Annotated in this window: 23 protein-coding genes; 10 read left to right on the top strand and 13 right to left on the bottom strand. The window is 67.4% G+C overall.

The window, feature by feature from the left end; genetic code table 11:
- Window positions 1-5: 5 nt before the first annotated feature.
- Both NDI65_RS06005 and NDI65_RS06000 read right to left on the bottom strand, forming a co-directional pair.
- Window positions 6-2,261 (bottom strand): NADP-dependent malic enzyme, encoded by a 2,256-nt coding sequence (locus NDI65_RS06005; RefSeq protein ID WP_089781510.1) that lies wholly within the window; start codon window positions 2,259-2,261, stop codon window positions 6-8.
- A gap of 131 nt (window positions 2,262-2,392) precedes the next feature.
- The gene (locus tag NDI65_RS06000) at window positions 2,393-3,499 is read right to left on the bottom strand and encodes a M24 family metallopeptidase (RefSeq protein WP_089781511.1); all 1,107 of its coding nucleotides are present in this window, start codon (window positions 3,497-3,499) and stop codon (window positions 2,393-2,395) included.
- A gap of 234 nt (window positions 3,500-3,733) precedes the next feature.
- Here NDI65_RS06000 and NDI65_RS05995 point away from each other — a divergent pair, with 234 nt between their 5' ends.
- From NDI65_RS05995 to NDI65_RS05975, 5 genes are all read left to right on the top strand, one after another.
- On the top strand, window positions 3,734-4,525 hold the full coding sequence (locus NDI65_RS05995) for a COX15/CtaA family protein (protein ID WP_193310977.1): 792 nt from the start codon (window positions 3,734-3,736) through the stop codon (window positions 4,523-4,525).
- A 265-nt stretch (window positions 4,526-4,790) separates the two neighbouring features.
- Entirely contained in the window at window positions 4,791-5,600 is an 810-nt protein-coding gene (locus NDI65_RS05990) for a basic amino acid ABC transporter substrate-binding protein (protein WP_007274582.1), read from the top strand.
- A 49-nt stretch (window positions 5,601-5,649) separates the two neighbouring features.
- Window positions 5,650-6,483, top strand: a complete 834-nt coding sequence (locus tag NDI65_RS05985) for an amino acid ABC transporter permease (RefSeq protein ID WP_004969786.1) — start codon at window positions 5,650-5,652, stop codon at window positions 6,481-6,483.
- The gene (locus NDI65_RS05980) at window positions 6,480-7,208 is read left to right on the top strand and encodes an amino acid ABC transporter ATP-binding protein (protein ID WP_007274581.1); all 729 of its coding nucleotides are present in this window, start codon (window positions 6,480-6,482) and stop codon (window positions 7,206-7,208) included. Before NDI65_RS05985 ends, NDI65_RS05980 begins: the two co-directional genes overlap by 4 nt.
- 70 nt (window positions 7,209-7,278) lie before the next feature.
- A complete protein-coding gene (locus tag NDI65_RS05975; protein WP_007274580.1) occupies window positions 7,279-7,512 on the top strand; it encodes a hypothetical protein in 234 nt (77 codons plus the stop codon).
- A gap of 43 nt (window positions 7,513-7,555) precedes the next feature.
- On the opposite strand, the gene NDI65_RS05970 is transcribed toward NDI65_RS05975, so the two are convergent.
- The 3 genes from NDI65_RS05970 to NDI65_RS05960 all read right to left on the bottom strand — a co-directional run bounded on the left by NDI65_RS05970 (window position 7,556) and on the right by NDI65_RS05960 (window position 10,672).
- Window positions 7,556-8,617, bottom strand: coding sequence for an alcohol dehydrogenase catalytic domain-containing protein (locus tag NDI65_RS05970; RefSeq protein WP_188423050.1), 1,062 nt, complete (start codon window positions 8,615-8,617; stop codon window positions 7,556-7,558).
- An 88-nt stretch (window positions 8,618-8,705) separates the two neighbouring features.
- Window positions 8,706-10,166, bottom strand: coding sequence for a replication factor C large subunit (locus NDI65_RS05965; RefSeq protein WP_089781517.1), 1,461 nt, complete (start codon window positions 10,164-10,166; stop codon window positions 8,706-8,708).
- Between the two features lie 113 nt (window positions 10,167-10,279).
- Window positions 10,280-10,672: a hypothetical protein gene (locus NDI65_RS05960; protein ID WP_007274577.1), complete on the bottom strand. Its 393-nt coding sequence runs from the start codon at window positions 10,670-10,672 to the stop codon at window positions 10,280-10,282.
- Between the two features lie 205 nt (window positions 10,673-10,877).
- Between NDI65_RS05960 and NDI65_RS05955 the strand changes: the two genes are divergently transcribed.
- The gene (locus tag NDI65_RS05955) at window positions 10,878-11,516 is read left to right on the top strand and encodes a GNAT family protein (RefSeq protein WP_089781519.1); all 639 of its coding nucleotides are present in this window, start codon (window positions 10,878-10,880) and stop codon (window positions 11,514-11,516) included.
- Window positions 11,513-12,160, top strand: coding sequence for a GNAT family protein (locus tag NDI65_RS05950; protein WP_089781521.1), 648 nt, complete (start codon window positions 11,513-11,515; stop codon window positions 12,158-12,160). The genes NDI65_RS05955 and NDI65_RS05950 overlap by 4 nt, the downstream gene beginning before the upstream one ends.
- Before the next feature lie 8 nt (window positions 12,161-12,168).
- On the opposite strand, the gene NDI65_RS05945 is transcribed toward NDI65_RS05950, so the two are convergent.
- Window positions 12,169-13,356 carry an amidohydrolase family protein gene (locus NDI65_RS05945; RefSeq protein ID WP_089781741.1) on the bottom strand — a complete coding sequence of 396 codons (1,188 nt, stop codon included), beginning with the start codon at window positions 13,354-13,356 and terminating at the stop codon, window positions 12,169-12,171.
- A gap of 171 nt (window positions 13,357-13,527) precedes the next feature.
- Here NDI65_RS05945 and NDI65_RS05940 point away from each other — a divergent pair, with 171 nt between their 5' ends.
- On the top strand, window positions 13,528-14,109 hold the full coding sequence (locus NDI65_RS05940; protein WP_310893482.1) for a transporter: 582 nt from the start codon (window positions 13,528-13,530) through the stop codon (window positions 14,107-14,109).
- Window positions 14,110-14,157: 48 nt separating this feature from the next.
- Here NDI65_RS05940 and NDI65_RS05935 read toward each other — a convergent pair whose 3' ends face one another.
- Together NDI65_RS05935 and NDI65_RS05930 are read right to left on the bottom strand one after the other, a co-directional pair.
- Complete coding sequence (locus NDI65_RS05935) at window positions 14,158-14,730, bottom strand: GNAT family N-acetyltransferase (RefSeq protein ID WP_089781526.1); 573 nt, start codon at window positions 14,728-14,730, stop codon at window positions 14,158-14,160.
- Window positions 14,731-14,803: 73 nt separating this feature from the next.
- Window positions 14,804-15,448, bottom strand: a complete 645-nt coding sequence (locus NDI65_RS05930; protein ID WP_310893481.1) for a metal-dependent hydrolase — start codon at window positions 15,446-15,448, stop codon at window positions 14,804-14,806.
- Window positions 15,449-15,589: 141 nt separating this feature from the next.
- Between NDI65_RS05930 and NDI65_RS05925 the strand changes: the two genes are divergently transcribed.
- Complete coding sequence (locus NDI65_RS05925; protein ID WP_004062555.1) at window positions 15,590-16,297, top strand: helix-turn-helix domain-containing protein; 708 nt, start codon at window positions 15,590-15,592, stop codon at window positions 16,295-16,297.
- Between the two features lie 57 nt (window positions 16,298-16,354).
- Window positions 16,355-16,657 carry a hypothetical protein gene (locus tag NDI65_RS05920; protein ID WP_089781529.1) on the top strand — a complete coding sequence of 101 codons (303 nt, stop codon included), beginning with the start codon at window positions 16,355-16,357 and terminating at the stop codon, window positions 16,655-16,657.
- A 102-nt stretch (window positions 16,658-16,759) separates the two neighbouring features.
- On the opposite strand, the gene hmgB is transcribed toward NDI65_RS05920, so the two are convergent.
- The 5 genes from hmgB to NDI65_RS05895 form a co-directional block, all read right to left on the bottom strand.
- A complete protein-coding gene (gene hmgB / locus NDI65_RS05915) occupies window positions 16,760-18,097 on the bottom strand; it encodes a hydroxymethylglutaryl-CoA synthase (RefSeq protein ID WP_089781531.1) in 1,338 nt (445 codons plus the stop codon).
- A 62-nt stretch (window positions 18,098-18,159) separates the two neighbouring features.
- Complete coding sequence (locus NDI65_RS05910) at window positions 18,160-20,826, bottom strand: Ig-like domain-containing protein (RefSeq protein ID WP_089781533.1); 2,667 nt, start codon at window positions 20,824-20,826, stop codon at window positions 18,160-18,162.
- Window positions 20,827-20,882: 56 nt separating this feature from the next.
- On the bottom strand, window positions 20,883-21,470 hold the full coding sequence (locus NDI65_RS05905) for a DUF2150 family protein (RefSeq protein WP_089781535.1): 588 nt from the start codon (window positions 21,468-21,470) through the stop codon (window positions 20,883-20,885).
- Window positions 21,471-21,642: 172 nt separating this feature from the next.
- Window positions 21,643-22,491, bottom strand: a complete 849-nt coding sequence (locus tag NDI65_RS05900; RefSeq protein WP_089781537.1) for a TatD family hydrolase — start codon at window positions 22,489-22,491, stop codon at window positions 21,643-21,645.
- 135 nt (window positions 22,492-22,626) lie between these two features.
- Entirely contained in the window at window positions 22,627-23,103 is a 477-nt protein-coding gene (locus NDI65_RS05895; protein ID WP_089781538.1) for an NYN domain-containing protein, read from the bottom strand.
- Window positions 23,104-23,163: the final 60 nt, after the last annotated feature.

Genomic DNA, 23,163 nt, shown 5'->3' with positions numbered 1-23,163 from the left:
GCGCGTTACTCTTCCTGCGCGTCCACAACCGCCGTCGCCGCCAGGTTGACGATGTCTTTGACCTCGTCGCCGCGCTGGAGGACGTGGACGGGTTTGTCCATGCCGACGAGCATCGGGCCGATCGCCTCCGCGCCGCCGAGGCGCTGGAGGAGCTTGTAGCCGATGTTACCCGCTTCGAGGTTCGGGAACACGAGGACGTTCGCGGGGCCGTCGAGCTCCGCGAAGTCGTAGGTTCCTTCGAGGATGTCCTCGACGAGGGCGGTGTCGGCCTGCATCTCGCCGTCGACCGGGAAGTCCACGTCGGGGTCGTCCTGCAGGAGCGCCGCCGCGCCGCGGGGCTTGCGCGTCCCCTCGTTCGTGACGCTCCCGAAGTTGGAGTACGAGAGCAGCGCCGCGCGGGGTTCGACGTTGAACTGGCGTGCGAGGTCCGCGGTGTGCTTCGTAATCTCCGCGAGAATCTCCTCGTCGGGGTCGAGGTTGACCGTCGTGTCGGCGCAGAAGACGACGCGGTTCTTGAACGTCATCATGTAGACGCCGGCGGCGTAGTTGGCCTCGTCGGCCGTTCCGATAATCTGCAGCGGCGGGCGGAGCGCCGAGGGGTAGTGGTGAGTCAGCCCCGTCAGCATCGCGTCCGCGTCGCCGACTTCGACCATGACGCTGGCGAAGTAGTTCGAGTCGCGGCGGACGAGTTCCTCAGCCTCGGACTTCGTGACGCCCTTGCGCTGTCGAAGCTCGTAGAGGCGGTCGACGTAGTGGTCCCACTCGCCGTCGCGGGGGTTAGCGATGGTCGGGTCGAAGTCGAGACCCAGCTCCTCGGCCTTCCGCAGTATCGTCGTCGTCTTCCCGACGAGGATGGGTTCGGCGATGCCCTCCTCCTGCATCTGGTAGGCGGCGCGAATCATCTTCTCGTCTTCGCCCTCGGCGAGGGCGACCCGCTTGGGGTTCGACTTCGCCTTGTTGAGGACGACGCGCATCATCTCGCGGGACTTCCCGAGGCGGGCTTCGAGGCGCTCGCGGTAGGCGTTCATGTCGAGGCGCTCGCGGGCCGCGCCGGAGGTCATCGCCGCCTGTGCGACCGCGGGGGCGACCTCGAACAGCACGCGGGGGTCCAACGGTTTGGGGATGACGTAGTCGGCACCGAACTGCAGCGGGTGGTCGCCGTAGGCCTTGACGACCGCGTCGGGCACGTCCTGCCGGGCGAGTTCGGCGAGCGCCTCGGCGGCCGCGCGCTTCATCGCCTCGTTGATTTCGGTCGCGCGCACGTCGAGCGCGCCGCGGAAGATGAACGGGAACCCGAGGACGTTGTTCACCTGATTCGGGTAGTCAGAGCGTCCCGTGGCCATGATGACGGTGTCCTCGCGGGCCTCCTTCGCGTCCTCGTAGGTGATCTCCGGGTCCGGGTTCGCCATGGCGAAGATGACGGGATTGTCGGCCATCGACCGCACCATCTCTTGGCTGACGATGCCGCCGACCGAGAGCCCCGCGAGCACGTCCGCGCCCTCCATCGCGTCCGACAGCGACCCCTCGTCGACCGGCTGCGCGAACTCGGCTTTGTACTTGTTGACGTCGCCTTCTTCGACGCGCGACTCGGTGATGATGCCCGAGGAGTCGCACATCGTGATGTTCTCCTTTTTCGCGCCGAGCGAGACGTAGAACCGCGCCGTCGCGAGCGCGGACGCGCCCGCACCGGAGAAGACGATGTCGAGGTCGTCGAGGTCCTTGTCCACGATGTCGGCGGCGTTCAGAAGCGCCGCGCCGGAGATGATGGCCGTGCCGTGCTGGTCGTCGTGGAACACGGGGATGTCCATCTGTTCGCGGAGCTGTCGTTCGATTTCGAAGCACTCCGGGGCCTTGATGTCCTCCAAGTTGATGCCGCCAAACGTCGGCTCCATCGCCTTCGTCGCCGCCACGAAGTCGTCCACGTCCGCGATGTCGAGTTCGACGTCGAACACGTCGATGTCGGCGAAGCGCTTGAACAGCACGCCCTTGCCCTCCATCACCGGCTTCGACGCCTGCGCTCCGATGTTCCCCAGCCCGAGGACGGCGGAGCCGTTCGAGACGACGCCGACGAGGTTGCCCTTCGCCGTGTACTCGTAGGCGGCGTCTTCGTCGTCGGCGATGTCGAGACACGGCGCGGCCACGCCCGGCGAGTACGCCAGACTCAGGTCGCGTTGAGTGTTCGTCGGCTTCGTCGTCGCAATCTCGATTTTTCCGGGCGGGTCTTGTCTGTGATATTCCCGTGAGTCGTCGTCCAGTCCCATGACCCACACGTCCTCACGCAGGGGGCAAAAAGCTATTCAACAACGTCGAATTTTGACTTCGACAATAGTCGAATCCTCACCGGACGGCGGCGAGGTCGCGGCGGCGAATCGACGCCGCCCCGTTCGAAAAATTACTCCGTTTCGATGTGAAGAATTTCCGGCCGTTCGAGTTCGACCGTCTCGTCGGCGTCGGTCACGGTCCGGGTCGGCCAGCGGCCGGTCGCGGTCAGCGGCTCGACGCCCTCGTCGGTGACGAGGGCGGTTCCCTCGCTTTTTGCGCCCTGAATGGTCGGGTTGTAGGCGTAGCCCATCGGCGCGCGGACCTCGTCGTCGGCGTCGGGCGTGGCGAACCACTCGCGGCCCGCGAACCCGGCCGCGCCGCCCTGATGGTGGTTCAGCCACTCCTCGGACTCGCCGACCGCGTCGTAGGCGTCGCGGATGGCGTCGAACACGTCGCCGGCGGTGCCGCCCTCCGCGGCGGCCTTCCGGGTCGCCGCCAGCGCCTCGGTCTCGACCCGCATCGCTCCCTCGTGGCGGGTTTCGAGCCACTCCGGCGCGTCGAACGCGACGGTCCGCGTGCAACTCGCGTAGAGACCGCCGCGCTGGGCCGTCACCGAGACGAGGGCGTAGTCGCCGAGTTCCTCCTGTTTGGGCGTGTAGTGGCGGTACTTCTGGACGCGCCGCGCGCCGCCGACGAGCACCACCGGCGCTTCGATGCCCATCGCGCTGAGCGTGACCTTCAGACCGGAGGCGACCTCGTGTTCGGTGTCGCCCGGCGCGAGTTCGCGGCAGACCCGCTCGACCGCGCTCGCCGCGTCGCGGCCGAGTTCGCGGTAGGCCTCGATGTCGGCGTCCGAAAGCGGCTGGCGGACGGCCGCGGCGTCCACGTCCTCGAAGCCGGGCACGTCGAAGTCGGCGGCGGCGGGTGTCGGCGAGACCGCCTCGACGCCGGACGCCAGCGAGCCCTCGTACCACTGGAATCGGTGGACGCGAACGTCCTCGTGGGGCAGTTCCTCGTGGAGCAGGCGGTTCGCTTCGATGTTGTCCGTCACGACGTGGAACTCGTCGCCGTCGTAGCCGGCGGCGGCGACGCCCAACGGCGAGTCGCGGTCGACGACGCTGTCGCCGCCGAGGAGCCACGCGAAGGAGTTCGGTCGGGCGAACCAGACCGCTTCGAGGCCGTTGTCGTCGAGGTAGCCATCGAGTCGGTCCGCTCGGGAGTCGAGTCGCTCGTCCATGTTCGCGCGTCCAGCCGAATCGACTTGAATGGGACGGCTCGGACGACCCGGGCGGACCGGTCCAACGCGACCGAGGCGAACTGGTCCGACACGAGCCGAGCGGCCGGGCCTGTCGTGCGAGGAGGTAGCACGGTGGGTTCTTCGAGGACCATACCGACGAGATATAAGTTCGCGCGGTCCCGACCCACGCGTATGACACCTCGGCTTCGCCGCCTCCTCGCGGGGGCCGCCGCGATGACCGGCGTCCTGATGGTCCTCGGCGTGTACACCGCCGCCGCGGGCGCGGGCCTCACCTGTGCCGGCCGCTGGCCGTTCTGCGACGGCTTCCTCGGCCTGTTCCCGGCCAACTGGGGCAGTTTCCTCGAATGGTTCCACCGCCTCGTCGCCATGCTCACCGGCTTCCTCATCCTCGGAACGACCGTGCAGGCGTGGCGCGAGGGCGTCGCGAAAGGCGTCCGCTACGCGCTCGTCGTCGCCACGGTCATCCTCCCGTTCCAAATCGTCCTCGGGGCGCTCACCGTCACCGAGTACGAGTGGGTCATCCTCACCGCCCACTACGTGGTCGCGACCTCCATCTTCACCGCCGTCGTCGCCGCCGCCGCGTGGGGACTCGCCGACCGCGGCATCCCCCGCATCGCCGACGCGGTGGGACTGGCGCTCGTCGGCGCGCCCGTCATGCTCGTCCTCGCGCCCCACGCGTTCGTCTCCTTCGGCCCGACGACGCAGGCCGTCTACTACGTCGTCGGCCTCACGACCTACGCCGCGCTCGTCGCGGTCACCCTCTGGGCGAACGCCGCTCACGGCCCGCGGGCGGACGCCTACGACCGGCTCAGATTCGTCACCGCGCCCGCGAGCGTCGTCGTCGTCGCGCTTCTCATCGCCGGCCGGCAGGTGTACGGGCCGGCGCTCGAACTCGCCCACCTCGGCGGGACGGTCCTCGCGCTCGTCCTCGTCGTCGGCGCGGCGGTCCTCGTCCGCGGCGGCCTCCCGATACCGCAGGCCGGCGCGACGAACGACGCCGACTGACGGCGGAGCGTGACCTCGGGTTGGGGAGGAACTCCGTTTAACAACTAAAATACAAGAAATGAGATAACTATCGGCAATATCAACAACTTTCGCGATTCGAGTTGCATACTACTCCGATAAAACGACGATATGGCGAATCCGTTTCACGGTTAGAGATATATCCCACCCATCCACACAATTCCCGGATATTTTTCGTCAATATCGGAACGAATTGACGAACGGACCGAAGAAGTGTTATACGGGGCTGTGCTACCTGATGGCTGTTATGGAACGTCGCACCTTTCTGAAGGGCTCCGCCGGGGCCGCGGCCGCGTTCACGCTGGCCGGCTGTCTCGGCGGCGGCGGCAGTAGTAGCGAGACGATTACCATCGGCTCGGACATCCCGTACCGGCCGTTCGAGTACGAGACGACCGAGGGCGAACTCGTCGGCTTCGACGTCGACATCGCCGAGGCGGTCTTCGGCGAACTCGGCTACGAACACGAGTTCCAGAAGACGAGCTTCGACAGCATCATCCCCTCGCTCAACAACGGGAACTTCCGCGTCATCATGTCCGCGATGACCATCACCGAGGACCGCGCGGAGCAGATCGACTTCTCGGACCCGTACTTCACCGCCTACCAGACGGTCATCGTCCTCAACAGCAGTGATATCTCCTCGAAGGAGGACCTCCAGGGTGTCACGGTGGGCGTCCAGAAGGGGACGACCGGCGAGAGCGCCGCGACCAGCCTCAAAGAGGAGTTCGACGGCGACCTGACGATTCAGAGCTACGACCAGGTGACCGGCGCGTTCGACGCGCTCCGGAACAACCAGGTCAGCGCGGTCGTCAACGACAACACCGTCAACGCCGCCTTCGTCGACCAGAGCGACAACGTCCGGTTCCTCGAAGGTCCCGGTGCCGCCGAGGAACAGGGCAAGGAGAACGCCCCGCCGTACCTCACCCTCACCGTCGAGGAGTACGGCATCGGCTTCCGGCAGGACGACGACGACCTGCGCGAGGAGGTCAACGGCGCGCTCCAGACCATCCGCGACAACGGCACGTACGACGAGATTTACTCGGAGTACTTCTCCGGATAAGCCGAACCAGGACGCGTTTTTTATCCCACCACTGTGAGAAACACTACCAATGGCTGAATCCTACTCCGAGGGACGAACCGGTGACGGTGAGTACCAAGAGCAGTTCTTGAACGACAAAACGCTCAGGCGACTGGGCGCGGCCATCGCGGGACTATTCACGCTCGGAGTCGGCGGGTTCATCGCGGCGATTATCTTCACCCAGGTCGATTTCGAACTCCTCGTCGAGATTATCCACCCGCAGTTCGTCAACGCGTTCCTGCGAGTGCTCGGTATCGTCCTCGTCGGGAGTCTGTTTTCCGTCACCGCGGGCGTCTTCGTCGGACTCGGTCGGGTGTCGAACACGAGGTTCACGAACACCGTCGCGACCGCCTACGTCGAGTTCTTCCGCGGGACGCCGCTTCTGTTCCAGTTGCTCGTCATCTACGTCGGGATTCCGGCGTTCTGGCCGCCGGGGCAGTTCCCCATCTCCAACTGGGCGATTCCGACCGCGATTATCGGACTGACGCTCAACCACGCCGCCTACGTCGGCGAGGCCGTCCGCGGCGGTATCGACGCCGTCCCGGAGGGCCAGATGGAGGCCGCCCGCTCGCTCGGGATGTCTTACGTGCAGGGCATGCGCGAGGTCGTCCTCCCGCAGGCGTGGCGCAACGCGCTCGCCGCAATCGGCAACGACCAGGTCATCCTCGTGAAGGACACCTCGCTCCTGACGGTCATCGCCATCCCGGAGCTCATCAGCGCGTTCCGCAACGTCAACTCGACCACGTTCGACCCGTGGACGCCCATCCTCCTCGTCGCCATCGCCTACCTCATGATTACGATTCCGCTCGGTAAAATCGTCAGTTACCTCGAAGCCCGCTCCGACTGGGGAGGTGACCGCCGATGAGCCTCCTCGAATTCGACGAGGTGGACAAGTACTTCGGCGAGACGCACGTCCTGAAGGACGTCGACCTCGACGTCGAAGAGGGCGAAGTGTGCGTCGTCATCGGCCCCTCGGGGTCCGGGAAATCGACGCTCCTCCGCTGTGCGAACCGCCTCGAAGAGATTCAAGACGGCGAGATTCGACTCGAAGGCCAGTCCATCTCTGCGGAGGACGCGGACATCAATCGCCTGCGACAGCGCATCGGCATGGTGTTCCAGAGCTTTAACCTCTTTCCGCACAAGACGGCGCGGGAGAACGTGACGCTCGCGCCGACGAAGGTCAAGGGCCTCAAAGAGGGAGACGCCACGCGGCGCGCCGACGAACTGCTCGACCGGGTCGGCCTCGGCGCGCAGTCGAACTCCTATCCGAACCAACTGTCTGGCGGCCAGCAACAGCGCGTCGCCATCGCCCGCGCGCTCGCCATGGACCCCCACGTGATGCTGTTCGACGAGGTCACGAGCGCGCTCGACCCCGAACTCGTCGGGGAGGTGCTCGACGTGATGCACGACCTCGCCGACGAGGGCATGACGATGCTCGTCGTCACCCACGAGATGGGGTTCGCCCGCGAGGTCGGCGACCGAATCGTCCTCATGGCCGACGGCCGCGTCGTCGAGGACTCGCCGCCCGAGGTGTTCTTCGAGAACCCGAAGACCGACCGCGGCAAGCAGTTCCTCTCGAAGCTCCTCTGAGACGGGGTAGCCGGGCACACACCCGGAATCTTCCAACAAGCTTATCCCCCGAAACGCCGCTTCCTGCGGCATGAACTACGCTCCCCGCGAATTCAGTCACGAACCGCCCGATAGCGAACGCACCAAGGCCGTCCTCTTCTGTCAGACCTGCGGCCGCGCCGCCGGCATCGACGCGTGGTCCGAGCGGACGCGCGACGGCCGGACGGTCCGACTCGACTGTCCCGACTGCGGCGAGGTCGTCTGGCGCGGCCTCGCGGACGACGAGCCGTCCGAGGAGCGTCGAACGCCGACGCCGACGCCCTGAGCCGGCAACGAGCCAACGAGCGTCCGAACCGCCGACTCCGCTTTTACGGAACCATCACTTCGACGCCGACGGTGTCGTAGTCGGTCATCGCGGCTAGTCGCTCGGGTACCTCGTCGAGCGAGACGGTCTTCGTCACGAGCGAGCCGGGGTCGACCGCGTCCGACGCGAGCAGCGAGAGCAGGTCGTCCGCGTTCGTCGGCGGCATCCCGCGCGCGCCGAGGAACGACACCTCGTGTCTCGTCATCCAGTCGGTCGGAAGCGACACGTTCCCCTGTTCGGCCTCGGTCGTCAGGCCGACCTGGACGTGTGCGCCCCGAGGCCGGACCGACCGAACCGAGTTCCGGCAGGTCTCGGCGACGCCAAGCGCGTCGAGCGAGACGTGCGCCCCGCCGTCGGTCAGCCCCCGGATGGCGTCCACCGGGTCCTCCGCGGAGCCGTCGACGACGGCGTCAGCGCCGAGGTCGGCCGCGGCGTCGAGCGCGGACTCGCGCACGTCGACGGCGACGACCCGCGCGCCGAGGACGTTCGCCACCTGAATCGCCGACAGGCCGACACCGCCGCAGCCGTGGACGGCGACCCACTGGCCCGCGCGGAGGCCGGCGCGGGCGTCGAGGGCGTTGTAGGCCGTCATGAACCGACAGCCGAGCGCGGCCACGTCGGTCGGGGAAACATCCTCGGGGAGCTGAATCGCGTTGTAATCGGCGGACGGGAGATGGACTAACTCCGCGAACGCGCCCTGCGCGGACGGTTCGAAGCCGAGGGCGTGCGGGTGGTCGCCCGTGCAGACGTTGCCGTGGCCGGTCTGGCAGTAGCCGCACGAGCCGCAGGCGAGGTTGAACGGCAGGGCGACGCGGTCGCCCTCCCGAATCGTCTCGACGCGGTCGCCGACCTCGACGACGCGGCCGGCGGGCTCGTGGCCGAGAATCTGGCCGGCGGGGACCGCGTCGTCGGCCCACTCGCCGTGACCCATCCACGAGTGCCAGTCGCTCCGGCAGATGCCGCAGGCCTCGACTTCGACGACGACGCCGTCGGGGTCGCACGTCGGGTCGGGGACTTCGGTCACGTCGAGCGGTTCACCGTGTTCGCGGAGGACTGCGGCTCTCATACGCGCGGTTCGTCGGGCGGCCCCAAAAAGCCCCGCGTGGCGTTACTCTCGGGCGGCGGCGCGACAGAAACGCGGCGGACGGTCCCGCTCAGAAGAAGTCGTCGAGCCCGGACTGCCCGTCGTCGGTCGAGGCGTCGTCCTCGTCGCTCTCGGCCGCGTCGTCGGCGTCGGCGTCGCGGTCGAGCACGTCGTCGGAGCCCTCGTCGCCGTCGGCGGCCGCCGCGTCGCCCTCGACGGACACGTCTTCCATCCCGGCGAACGCGCCGCCGGCGTGTTCCTCGACCAGTTCCTCGCGGAGTTCGCCGGCGTCCTCGACGATGGACTGGACCTTGTTCGTCGTCTCGCCGCTCCCGGTGACAAAGGAGACGTGGGACTCGTCGAACTCGTAGTAGGCGGCCATGGCGACGGTCAGTTCGCGGGGCTTGCAGTGGTGGGTGATAGCCGAGAGGTACGGGAGGACCTCGCGGCGGGCGGTCGCCATGCTGAAGCCGCCGTTCTGCGCGATTTTCCGGACGACGGTGTCGCGGGTCTTGTCGCGGGTCGAGCGGTAGGGCGCGCCGCCGTAGCGGGTCCACCCGCCGCGGGTCCGGTCGCGGGAGGCCGCGACGCCGGCGGCGAGGTTGTCGGTCGCGTAGCGCCAGTAGGAGTAGTTCTGCGTGGCGCGCACGCGGCCGAGCCAGCGGTCGGCGTTGGCGAGGAAGTCGTAGGCGCGGGCGAGTTCGTCGGGTTCGTAGACGAGCGACACCTTGTCCTCGACCCACTTCGTGAGGTCGTCGGGCGTCTCGTCCACGTCGTAGGCGGTGTAGAGCGCGTCCTGAGCGGACTCCTCTTTGAGGACGGCGTCGAGGAACTCGAACAGGCCGACCGATCGGTCGCGGTCGCCCATGACCACGTCCTCCTCGGTGATTTTCTCGCGGCCCTCGGCGATGGCTTGGAGGTCGTTGACGGCCGAGCGAAGGTCGCCGCTGTTCATCTCGGCGATGCGGTCGAGCGCGTCGGATTCGAACGCTAACTCCTCCTTGCGGCAGATGTCGCGGAGGACGGGGACGATAGAGCGGGCGGACACGTCGCGGAACTCGATTTCCCGACAGGCGTTCCGAAGCCCGCGGCTCATGTCGTAGAACTCGTTGGCGATGAGGACGATGGGCTGGCTCGACGACTTGACGAGGCGGGTGACGGCGCTGGCCCCGCCGCGGTCGTAGTTGCCGTGGATGTTGTCGGCCTCGTCGAGGATGACCAACTGTCGGGTGGACGTGCCCGTCGACGAGCCGGCGAGCGTCGCGTTCTTCGCGGCGCGGCCGGCGAAGCGTTCGATGACGTCGCCGGTCCGCTGGTCCGACGCGTTCAACTCGACCGTCTCCCAGCCCATGTCGGCGGCGAGCGCGTGGGCCGCGGAGGTCTTTCCGATGCCCGGGCTCCCGTGGACGACGACCGCCTCTCGATGGTCGTCCCACGTCTCGGCCCACTCCGCGAGGGCGTCGCGGGCCTTGTTGTTGCCGCGGACCTCGGAGAGCGTCGATGGGCGGTACTTCTCCGTCCAGTCTACCATTACCGGAAGGAGGACCGAGGCGCGTTTAGTGGTTGCGGAGCGCCGCGCGCCGGCCGGACGCTCCGCCGGAAGCGCCCGAACTACCGGGGCGACTCACCGACGCAGACGCCGACTCACCACGCCGCCCGCCGCGCCCGGTTCCGGGCGTCGACGAGGGACCACCCGAGCGCCGCGAGCGTGGCGAGACAGACAACGAACAGCGCCACGACGACGCCGACTCGTCCGACTGCGGCGTAGTAGCCGGCGCTGTCGATGACGCCGGCGAAAAGCAGGCCGAAGGCCACGAGACTGAGCGGGCGCGCCCACAACTGCCGTCGGACGAGTCCCGCACCCGCCACCAGAAGCGACACGCCGGTCAGCCCGCCCAACACGAGCGACGCGAACAGCGAAAACGGGTCGGTCCGCGGCTCCATCACCGGGCCGCCGTCGACGGTCAACGCCCAGATGACGAGCGTCACGGCTCCCATGACGAGCGCGTAGCCGCCCACCGTTCGCTCCCAGTCCATCTCGTTGCACTCCGTTCCGTCCCCGCTAGACGCGCTCCCGACACAAATACGCATCTCCGGGTTCTCGCGCGGGAGAAGGTGTGTGCGCCCGGAACGTGTTCGAATCCGACCGATCCGAGAGCCGCGGCCAGTCAGGTCGTGCATCACGTTGACATATGTCAATAGTCAGAAAACTTATTAGCGCCCTCCGAGTGGACTCCGTCCCATGTTCCCCGACGAAATCGTGACCCCGCGGCTCAGGCTCCGGGCCCTGTCGCGGGCGGTCGTCGACCCGTTGGACGCCTACGACCGCTTCGCGGCCTCGCGGTCGGACACCATCGAAGAGGAGACCGAGTTCGTCACGTGGAACCCCCACGAGACGCCCAAGGAGACGCTGGAGTTCCTCGAACAGGCCGAAGACGGCCACGAATCGGCCGAAAACGCCATCTACGCCGTCTTCCCGCGCGACGGCGAGGACGGTGCGGGCGAGTTCGCGGGCACCGCCGGCTTCAACCCCGAGTGGGACAAGCGCCGGGCCGTCTTCGGCATGTGGCTCCGCAAGGAGTTCTGGGGTCGCGGCTACTCCGGCGAGCGGGCGGCCGCCTTCTTCGCCGCCGTCTTCGACGTGCTCGACCTCGACGTCGCGCTCGCCTACGCCATGCCCGAAAACGAGGCGTCGTGTCGAGCTATCGAGAAGTACACCGACCGGTTCGGCGGGCAGGAAGACGGCCTGTTCCCCAACGAGACCGTCGATGCCGACGGCACGCCGCGCGACGTTCGCGGCTGGTCCGTGACCCGCGAGCAGTGGGAAGCCGCCGCCGGCGGCGACTACGACGCCGAGTTCCGCTGGGAGGGTCGCGAGTGAGCGACCTCTACCCTCCGGTCGTCGAGACGCCGCGGCTCCGACTGGTCGCTCGTCGCCCGAAGTACGTCGGCGTCCACGAGGCCTACGAACTCTGCTCGGCCCCCGAGATGGACGACGTGACGCGGTACATGCCGTGGTCGCGCCACGAGACGCCGAAAGTTACGAAGGAGTTCCTCGACCGCGGGGAGTCGAGTTGGACCGACGCGGCGAGCGCCGACTACGCGATTATCCCCCGCGCGGGCGAGGGCGGCGCGGGCGAGATTGCGGGGTTCGGCGGGCTCCACACCGAGTGGGACCGCCGCGTCGGAGAACTCGGCCTGTGGCTCCGCCCGCGCTACTGGGGCCGCGGTTACTCGGGCGAGCGAGCCGCGGCGCTGGCGGCGCTCGCGTTCGACGCGTTCGACCTCGAAGTCGTCTCGGTGTCGCACGTCGCCGAGAACGAGCAGTCCAAGCGAGCGATAGAGAAGTACATGGCGGCGCTCGGCGGCGACCTCGACGGACGCGACCGCAACAGCATCGTCGTCGACGGCGAGCCGACCGACGAACTCCGCTACAGCGTCTCCCGCGAGGACTGGCTGGCGACGACCGGCGGGGACTACGACGCCGAGTTCCGCTGGGACGTCGACCCCGACGACGTTCGCTGAGCCGCCGCTTATTCGCCGTCGGGAACCGCACCGGGGACCGCGCCGGCGACGACATGACCGCCTTTCAGGACCGCCGTCGGGTCGTTCAGCAGCGTCAGGTCCGACAGCGGGTCGTCGTCGAACACGAGCAGGTCGGCGTACGCGCCGGGTTCGACGACGCCGCAGTCGTCCAGTCCCACCGCGTCGGCGGCCGTCTCGGTCATCGCCCGGACAGCGTCCAACGGTTCCATGGCGTGCTGCGCCATGAACTGCACTTCCGAGGCGTTGCCGCCGTGGACGTTGAACGGGGTGCCCGCGTCGGTGCCGCCGGCGATTCGGACGCCCGCCTCGGCGGCCAGCTTGAACGACTCGATGTGGCGGTCGTAGACGAACTCGGTCTTCGTCACGTCCTCCTTCGTCGCCGCCTCGGTGTTGCGGACGATGTGGTACGGCGCGGAGAGCGTCGGCACGAGCGTCGCGTCGCGCTCCAAGAACAGGTCGATGGCCTCGTCGTCGAGGAACGTCCCGTGTTCGACCGTGTCGACGCCGGCCCGGATGGCGGCTTTCACGCCCTCGCCGCCGTGGGCGTGGGTCGCGGTGTGAACGCCCCGGCGGTGCGCCTCGTCGACGAGCGCGTGGAGCTCCTCCTCGGTGAACGCCACCGCGCCGGGGTCGCTGCCGGGCGTCGTCACCCCGCCGGTCGCCATGAACTTGATGAAGTCTGCGCCCAGTTTCACCTGCTCTCTGACCGCCGTTCGCGCCTCGGTCGGCCCGTCTATCTCGCGGCCCATGTGGTGGCCGTGACCGCCGGTGATAGTTATCGACCGGCAGTTGGCGACCGTCCGCGGGCCGGGGACGTCCCCGGCGTCGATGGCGCGCTTCAGCGCCACGTCGATGTCGCGCGCACCCATCACGCGAGCGCCCGTGACGCCCGCTTCGAGCGTCTTCCGGGCGTTTCGCGCCTCGACCAGCGTGAGTTCGGCGTCTGACATATCGACTACGTCCTCGACGCTCCGCTCGCCCGACAAGGAGAAGTGAACGTGCGCGTCCACCAGTCCGGGCGTGACCGTCTTGCCGGAGAGGTCGACGACCCGTTCGTCGCCGCGGGGGTCGAGGTCGCCGACGGCCTCGATTCGCCCCGTCTCGGCGTCGGTTCGCACGTCCGCCTCGTCGGTGACGCGGTCGCTTCGAATCACCCGCGCACCCCGTAGTAGCATGCCCATCGCTATCGCCTCCCGCGACTTGAACGTGGCCCTCTTGCGTTCGCCGGCCGTCCGGTGGTCTCCGGACACGTCGCAACCAGTGTGAACCGTCAGTACGCACCGCGAGACGCCGTCTCACGCCGGCCACGAGACATTTACGGGAGAACGATAATGTGTCTCGACACAATGTCATCGACACCTCACTCGACGTCCGGCGCAGACCCGTCGACGCTTCGGTCGGTCGGGAGCGGCGGCGTCGCCGGTCTCGGGGCGGCCCTCTTCGGCTACCTCGTGACGTACCTGCTGTCCTCCTCGACCATCGAGAACTCGACGGCCAGTCAGGTGCTCGAAGCCCTCGGCTCCGACATCGCGACGTGGAAGGTCGTCGGCTGGGTGTTCATGAGCGCCCACGGCGTGACGACGCGGTTCCCCGGCCTGTTCGGAACGACCTCCAGCGCGAACCTCATCGAGAACGTCGAGGCGTTCTCGCCGGTGCTCTACCTCGTGCCCGTGGTCGCGCTCCTCGCGGCGGGCGCGCTCGCGGCCGTCCTCAGCGGCGCGTCCTCGACGCGGGCGGGCGCGCTCGCCGGCGCTGGAACCACCGTCGGCTACCTCGTCTTCGCGCTCGCGGGTATCGCGCTTTTCACCGTCAGCGTCGGCGAGTCGGCCATCAGCCCCGACCCGGTCACGTCCGCGCTCCTCGCGGGCGTCGCCTACCCCGCCGTCCTCGGGACCGTCGGCGGCGTCGCGGCCACGGCGCTCCGGTAGTCGCCGACGTCCGCTCGCTCGGTCCCCCGGTTGCTCGTTTTCCCGACCTCAGAGGTCGCGCGCGACGAGTTCGCCCCAGTGGTCGAAGCCGTAGCGCTCGTAGAACGCCCGCGCCCGGCCGTTCGCCTCGTCCACGTCGAGGACGATTCGGTCCAGGGGGAGGTCCTGCGAGCGCACGTGGTCCAACACCGCGCCCATGAGTTCGTCGGCGACGCCCGTGCCGCGGTAGTCGGCGTCGAGAAACAGTTCGTTGAGCACGGCCGCATCCCAGATGAACGTCATCTCCTCGGGGAGCGCGAAGGCGTAGCCGACCAGATTAGCGTCGTCGTCGCCGTTGTCCACACCGTCGTCACTATCGATGCCGCCATCACTGTCCCCGTCGCCCGACACCGCCTCGGCGACGACGACGCACCCGGGGTCGTCGGTCGCACAGCGCTCGACCCACGAGAGGTATCGCTCGCGGTAGTCGTCGGTGAGTTTCGCCTCGTACGTCGACAGCTTGTCGTCGCCGCCGGTCCCCGCGCCGAGGCCGAGTTCGAACCCGCGTTTCAGTTCCCAGAACGCGGCCGCGTCGCCCGGTTCGTAGGGTCGCACCTCGACGCCGTCCGGTGTCTCTGTCATGCACGCGGATGCGTCGCCGTCGGTTATGAACGCTCGGAGTCGCGGCCGCGTTCTCGGGTCAGTCCGCGCTGACTCACTCCGACGAGCCGCGAAGCCGCTCCGAGAGGAGTCGCCCGCCGACCACGCCCGCCCCGAGAACGACGAGCAGCAGCTCCAGTCCGGACGAGGCGAGCGGGGCGATTCGCTCGACGTTCTCGGGTTCCGCGCCCGGCGACGGGTCGACCACGGTGCTGTAGTGAAGGGTTTCCGTCGTCGGCGGCGGCGACGCGGGCCGTAGCTCGACGAACGTCTGGACGAACCCGCGCGTGCTCGACCACTCGGCGCGCCCGTTGATGGAATAGAAGGCGTCGTGGAGCGGGTAGAAGGCGTTGACGCCGTTGGTGAACAGGTCGGGAAAGATGCCCCCACAGAGGAGCGCGGCGATGCCCACCCACGCGACCGCGACCCCTCGGGTACCCCATCGGCCGCGAATCGCGGAGCGCTCTGGGTCCCGAATCCGCGTGTCGTAGACGACGACCGCGGCGAGCGCGAACGGGAGCAACAGCGTGTGGAGGAGCGCGCGGTGGCTCCCCGGCAGGAGCGTGCTGGTGAACGAGTCGAGGTCGGGGACCGCGGCCGCGGCGAGCGCGACGCCGATAGCCCGGGCGTCGAACCAGCGACCGAGGAGGGCGGCACCGACGAGTCCGCCGACCGCGACGTTGACGAGGGTCGATGGCATACCGCGTAGTGGTCGGGCGACGGCCTTGAAGTGTTCCCACGGAGTTCGTCAGGCGACGACTACCACTTTCGACACGCTTTTGCGGGACACTCGCGCAGATTGTCCCATGATTCACTCGTCGGCCGGACCGAGGTGCTCGCGGTGACCGCGGCACCGCGCGACGACCTCGCCCGCCGCATCGCGGGCGAGATCACCCTCTCGGACGACCCCGGCGCGACGCTCCGGAAGTGGCGGACCGACTTCGACATCTCCCAGACGGCGCTCGCCGAGCAGTTGGACGTGTCGTCGTCGGTCGTCTCCGACTACGAGAGCGGCCGCCGCGAGAGCCCCGGAATCGGCGTCATCCGCCGGATGGTCGAGGCGCTCCTCGACATCGACGAGGCCCGCGGCGGCAGCCGCATCCGGCAGTACGCCCGCGTGCTCTCGGCCGGCTTCGAGAGCGACATCGTCCAGGACCTCCGGGAGTACCCCACGTCGATTCCGCTGGACAGCTTCTACGACGCCATCGGCGCGACGCCCATCGTCGACGGCGACCAAGACCGCATCAGCGGCCACACCGTCATCAACAGCATTCAGGCCATCACGCGGCTCTCATCGGAGGAGTTCTACCGCCTCTACGGCCAGTCGACGAGTCGGGCGCTCGTGTTCACCGGCGTCACCCGCGGCGAGTCGCCGCTGGTCGCCATGCGCGTCGTCACGCCGACGCCGAACGCGGTCGTCCTCCACGGGCTCTCGGAGGACGACCTCTGGGAGCACGCGCCCGCGCTCGCCACCATCGACGGCTTCGCGCTCGCCGTGACCGACCGCGACTTAGACGAGATGCTCGAAGACCTGCGGAAGCTTCCCTGACCGATCGTTCTGAATAATGGTGAAAAATACGAAGGGGCTCGATGCACATGGGCACATATGGAACGTAGTGACCTCCAGTCGTTCCTCGAAACCGAGTTCACCTATCCGGTGAGCACGTCTCGCGTGGTCGAACAGGCCGGTGACGTCGAAATCAGTGCGCCGAACGTCGACGACGCGGAGACAGTCGAGACGATTCTCGACCCGCTCGGCGCAGAGACCCACAAGTCGGCGAGCGACCTGTACAACACGATACTCGGCGGCGTGAGCGAGAGCTACGTCGGACGGAAGTTCTACGATGACAGAGGGTCGAACCCGGCGGAAGCGTGGTCGATTCGAAACGACCAGCCCCGCCCGTTCTGACGCTCGCGTGGACGGTCCCCGCTACTCCACGTATTCGTACTTCCGAAGCGCCTCACCGGCGCTTCGTCTCCGCACTCGCTCCGCTCGTGCGGACGGTCCCCGCTACTCCACGTATTCGTAGCGGCGCTCGTTCATCCGGCCCCAGCCCGTGAAGACGAACTCGGCTTCGGGTTGGGTGAACTCCTCGACCTCGATCTCCTTTTCGTGGTTGTGCACGTCGTGGATGAGCTCGTAGTCGTCGAAGGAAATCTCGGTGCGGGCCGCGAGCTGGTCGTCGACGTCCACGGCCTCGATCTCGTCGAGCCACGTCTCTTGGACCGTCTCGGCGTGAATCTCGGCCTGCGCGCCGGAGCCGTACGACCCGACGAGAAGCTGCTTTCCGGTCATGTCTTTCCCCTCGTCGGCGGCGGCGATGAGCGCCGACAGCCGGGCGATGTGGACCGAGCCGGTGTACCAGTTGCCGACGCGGCTGGAGATGTCGAGCGTCGGCTCGATGACGCGGCCGTACCAGTCGCGGTACTGCTCGGTCGTCTTCAACTCGTCCATGTAGCCGCGGATGGCCTCCTCGTAGTCGTCCCACGTCTCGAAGTCCTCCTCGCGGGGCTGGCGGCCGATTTCGGCTTCGAGGTCGTCTTCGATGTCCGTGTCGCGAGTCATGTGACGGAAGCCCAGAAGCGCCGCCTTCCGGACCATGCCGGGGAACGGCGTGTGGAACGGGATGTACTCGAACAGGTCGGGGTGGGTCCGACCCGCGACGCTCTCGTAGTCTTCGAGCGCCTCGCGCATCCGAGCGAGATACACCTGCATGGAGCGCTTGCCGTCCACCGAGGGGAACTGCTGGTTCGGCTTGAGGAAGTCCGTCTCGTCCATGCTGCCGTAGCCCTGCTCGGTCGAGAGTTCGACGAGGTCCGGGTCCTCGTCGATGAGCATCGCGACCGCGCCCGCGCCCTGCGTCGCCTCGCCGGGGTCGCCGCGCTCGTAGAGGGCGGTGTCGGTGGCGATGACGAGCGCCGCGCGCCCGCGATTCCGACCCGCCTTAATCCAGTTGTAGGCGTCGTCGAGGCTCTGGGTGCCCGCGATGCAGGCGAACTTGCGCTCGCCCTTGTTGGCGTGGCGGAAGTCGCCGTCGTACACCTGTTCGAGACAGCCGGCGATGTACGTCGACACCGGCTTGGAGTTGTCGAACGCCGACTCGGTCGCCACGTCGATGCGGCCGATGTCCGCGGGCGTCAGGCCCTTTCGGTCCATCAGTTTCTTGGCGGCGTTCGCCCCCATCGTGACGATGTCCTCGTACACGTCCGGGAACGACGACGTGTGGAGACCCAGACCCTTCGTGTACTTCTCCGGGTCTTCGCCCTTCACCGGCGCGAAGGTGTTGGGGAGGTCTAACACGAGTTTGCCCGTCCAAATCTCCATGGCGTCGATGCCGACGGAAGTCATGGTCGATGCTACAGAACCGAGGGATAAGGTTTTGTCGATGGGGAGTTACGTCGGTTGTCGAACTAGGGGTCAGTGCCGTCCGCGACGTCGTCGACCGTCTGGATGTCGACGACGGCACCCGTGTTGTCGTACACCAGTATTCCGACTCGGTAGTCAGTCTGCGCGCCGTCGGACCTGATAATCTCCACGTTATTACGGTTCCGGTCGGTCCGTTGGGTCGTGTCCGTCGCCCCGTTGCCGTTGAGGTTGAGCGCCACCAGTTCGACCCGACTAAAGTCACCGGTCGAGACAGCGTAGTCTGCGCGGTACCTGACTTCGTTTTGTCCAGTGTTTGTCTGATCTTCGATGTTGAGAGAGTTGATGGATGCGCTACTTCCGAGCGACAGGTCGGCGTTTTCGTTCCGGTTCCGCGCGTCGGCCACGTCGGTCACGGTCTGGGAGCTCTCGACGTACTCGCCGTTCGGTCCATCGTAAATCACGTCAACCGTGACTTCGAACGTCTGTTCCGCTCCGTATCCGGGCTGCAGCCGAACGCTCCCTCGTGCCGCCGTCTGCTGTTCGGAATCGAACGCGGAACCCTGCGTCGAATCCATCTCGACTTCGACCCGCTCGAACGAGGCGTTCGTCTCTCCGATATCGTAGGAGACGACGAAGTCAGGGTTGTTCGTGCGGATGTCGGTAAGGTCGTCGACCCGCATCGAGATGGACGGCTGCGGGGACGGCGTGCTATCCGTGACAGTCACAGTCGTCGTTCTCGTGCTCGTCTCCCCGTCGTCGTCGGTGACCGTCAACTCGACGGTCACGTCGGTGTCCCCCGAAACGCTGTCGGGCGCGTTGAACGTCGGTTGTGCGGAACTGGGATTCGACAGACTCGCCTGTCCCGTCGGGTCGTCAGTGATGGACCAACTGTAGCTGGTAATCGACCCGTCGCTGTCCGAACTCCCCGAGCCATCGAGCTGTATCGACTCGCCTTCGGGGACGCTGTACGGACCCGTCGTCCGGGGAGTCGGCGGAGCGTTCACACCGCCTTCCGGCTGGGCGTTAGCTTCGAACGAGAACGTCTTGGCGTCGACGAGGCCCGACGGGAGGCGGTAGGTCACGCGAACAGAGAGCCACTCGCCGGTCATGTCGACGTTCGTGTCGCCGTCGTAGAACTCGTACACGTAGAACCGCGCGGACTCGCCGCTGCCGACGACGGGGTTCGATCCGCCGATGTCACCGCTCTCGTCGATATCGATTGCGAGCCCGTCTTCGGGCACGTCGACGTACTCGTTCCGGGTAATCTGGTAGTCGACGAGGGCGTCGCCGCTCGGCGACTCGACGTACAGCTCTGTCTCGCCGGGGTCGTCGTTCCCGCCGTCGACCCGGTCTGAGAGTCCATCGATGCTGTCGTCGTGCGGGTTGATCACGACGTTCAGGAGTTCGACGGAGTCGGAGCCGACGTTCCGAAGCGAGAACTCGACGCCACCGGGCGTCGAGAAGAAGTCGTCGTCGTCGCCGTCGCGGGCGACTGCGTCGTTCTCATAGAGGAGTCCGGCGACGCCACTCTCGGTGGCCTCCCCGCTCGAAACGGTGATTTCGACGCCCGCGTCCTGCCGCGTACTCGGATTGAACGTCGCGTCGTCGAAACTGCCGAGCACCTCGGCGGTCCCCGCCGAGTCGCCCGTCACTGTCACTCGAATTCGCCCCTCCGAGTCGGTCGTCGGCCTCTCCGGGTCGATTGAGGCCGAACTCCCGCTCGCAGAGAAGTTCACTGAGACTCCGGAGACGGGGTTGTTGTATTGGTCCCGGACTTCGAAAGTGAGTGTCTCGGTGTCTCCCGACCCGATGCTTCGAGGCGAGGCTCCGTCGACGACCGTCAGGTAATGCGCCGGCGGGTCGTCGACGCCCGAACCGACGCCGACCGCTCCGACGCGGAGGTCGTACGTCACGGGCTCGCCACCTTCCTCCCCTTGCATCTCGATTACGACGCTGTCGCCGGAACGGTCCACGCTGTGGACGTAGTCGTCGTTCCCCTCTGCGAGAAGGTCACGCCACTCGTCCACGGATAGTTCCGTCGGCACGCTGATGGTCACGTTCCCCGATGCGTTCCCGCGTACCGAGACGGTCCGCGTCGCCGGGCTGACCGCCTGCGCGTCGACAGTCGCGGAGCCGACGCCGTTTTCCGAGTAGTTCCCTTGGAGGACGACGAGCGAAATCGTCCGGCCGCTGATGAGTGATTGCTTGTCGTTGAGCGTCCCGGAGTAGCCGGTCTCGAACCGGTTGTACGCGACGGTGTTTTCGTACACCGTCGTCGGGGGCGACTGCAGAACGTTGTAGTTCGGCCGGTATTCGAGCGACTTTGTCTCGTACGTGAGACCGCCGTTCACGTAGTCGCTCGTCTCGGCTTCCCCCGTCTCGACGTTCGTGAGGGTGAGACTTCCGAGTTCCCGCGTCTGCAACGTCCCCGAGACGGGGCCGGGATTGACGAACAGCGTCCGGCTCGGATACCGAGTCCCCAGCGACACCGTCGACGGACGGGCGGTCGTCTCCGACGAGCTTTCGATGATGGCACCGCGAAGCGATTCGAACTGGTCGTGAACCTCTTGGTTGTGGAGAAACTCGACCTGTTCGTTCTGGTTGGGGACGACGGTCGCTTGGTACATCGACATCGAGATGATGATGATACCGAACAGCAGGACTGCGCCGATTTGGACAGTGACTGCTCTCTCGTCCCCCCGAAAGTCCATATAACGTGAAGATATCCGAACGGGAAAAAGACTCCTACAGAAGCGAGAGGCCGAGTTCAGTCTTCTTCTTCGACGACCTCGGGCTCCGAGAGGCCGCTCTGGAGGCTGTCGAGGCCGTTGACCCACTCGGTGACGAGTCCGAATTCGAGTTCGTCGAGGACCTCGATATCGAGTTCCTCGCCGTCGATGACGCGGGTGCCGACCCGGACGATGTAGCCGAGCGCGCTGTCGAGGTCGTCGGCGGCCTCGGCGTCCGCGGCGGCGCGGATGTAGGCGTCCATGCCGTCTTCGAGTTCGGCGGGGCCGGCGACGATGAACTCCTCGGCGGCGAAGAAGGCACACGAGAGGCTCGTCTGGACGCTCCCGACGAGGATTTCGGCCTCCTCGTTTTCGGACTCGAACTCGGGTTCGGCCATGACGATGTCGTGGACGGTCGACAGCTCGTCGAGCGCCTCCTCTTCGCCCAGCGTGTCGTCGTCGTAGGCGGTCAGAATCTTGGCGATGGCGATGGCCGCGTCGTTCTGGATGTTCATCAGGAGACGGCCGGTCTCCTCGCTTTCGAGGTCCAGGTCCTCTTCTTCGACGCGCGTCAACCAGTTCTGCCAGCGTTCCGGCGAGTAGTATCGTTCCTCGGCCTCGGTCATACCTACAACCTCCCGTGCCGGACTCAAATGCCTTTCTTATCCTGCCTGTGACCGTGTGAGACGACGACGTGGGAGGAGACGGCGCGATTCGGCCCGTGCGTCGGTCTCGGCGGTCGTCCCGCCTCCCGGGTCAGTCGGTCCGCCTCGCCCGCCTAGCGTTCTCTCGCCCCGGCTATCGGTCGAGCGTCGCTTCGGTGTCGACGCCGTAGACCAGCGCGGGCGTCTCGACGTGCGCGTTTCGGACCGCGTCGTCGCGGCCCTCATCGAGGAGCCAGTCGACGCGCCGGGGGACGGTCTTCGGTCCCATCACCGCGCCGGGGCGGTCGGGGTCGTCGATGAAGTCGGTCTCCATGAGGAACGGGTCGCCCCGCTCGGCGGCGTCTTCGAGGCGGTCCTTGTCGCTCATGACGCTCGGCGTGCCGCCGGTCAGGTGGCCCTGCGCGTAGTGTTTGACCACGCGCTCGCCGGGGACGCCGCGCTCGTCGGCCCACTCCGCCACGTCCGAGAGGTCGGTCGTCGACTCCGTGTGGAGTTGGAGCGCGCAGTCGCAGTCCGCGGCGAGGTCGAGACCGCGTCTGAGGACGGCGTTCGAGGCCTCCCAGACCGCGTCGGTGACCTCGTAGTGCGGGCGGCCGGACTTGAGCGCGAGCGCGTCGCCCTCGCGGACGAACTCGGCGGCGGTGTCGAGGCCGGCGCACATCAGGTCGCGGGCGGCCTCGGGGTCGAACCCGCGGTCGTCGACGAGCTTCGAGACGAGACCGGGGTGGACGCCGAGGACCGGCCACGCGCGTCCGGGAAGTAGCTCGGTGGCCTCGCGGACGACCTCGACCGTCGTCTCGAAGACCGGGCGGAAGTCCGCGCCCGTCTCGACCTCGTGTCCGAGGAGCCACGAGGGCTTGTTGACGACGAGGAGGTGCGTGCCGCCGCTCCGGGCGAAATCCTTCACCGCCTCCAGCCCGCGCCCGTGGTCCGGGTCGAGGTGGAGGTGGTCGTCCACGACCGGCGTGTCGAACTCCTGCATGGACGTGTGGTTGGTCGGGGGAGGAAAAAGCGAACCGTTCGCGGTCGGTGCGGTCGGTGCGGTGTCGGTGCGGCGACGCTCTCGCCGGCGGTCGGCGTCGGGCAAGGCGGTCCGCGCCGCCGGCTCGTCGCCGACTCAGTCGCCGCCGTCGGCGGGGTCGTCGAGCGTCATCGCGTGGGTCGCCGCGTTCTGGAGCGCGTCCGAGCGGCCGTAGCTCCCCGGAGCGATGGCGACCGTCCGCAGGCCGTAGGCGTTGGCCGTCTCCAAGGCGGGCTTGAAGTCGGTGTCCCGCGAGGCGACCGCGACGACGTCGGCGCGGTCCTCGACGGCGTAGCGCGTGAGGTCGACCGCGAGCTTCACGTCCACGTCGCCGCTCGTGACGACGACCTCGAACCCGCGCGCCTCCGCGGCCTGAATCAGCCCCGGCGTGGCGTGCTCGTCGAGGTAGAGCCGCGCCGCGCTCAACTGGTCGCCGAGCGAGCGCCCCGCCGCCCGGATGTCGTCTAAGTCCACGTCGAACTCGTCGCGGAGGACGTTCGGCCCGTCCACGAAGAGCGCCACTCGGCCCGAGGGAAGCCCGTCGGGGCCGACCAACCGCCGCAGGAGGTCCATACACCACCTCACCCGGTTTCGGGTTTATAAATTTCGAGGGAGGGGCGACCGAAGCAGGAA

This window comes from Haloferax sp. S2CR25, from assembly GCF_031624535.1.
GTDB lineage: Archaea > Halobacteriota > Halobacteria > Halobacteriales > Haloferacaceae > Haloferax > Haloferax massiliensis.
The sequence above is the reverse complement of the archived record's forward strand: the minus strand, read 5'-3'. Positions and strand labels throughout refer to the sequence as shown.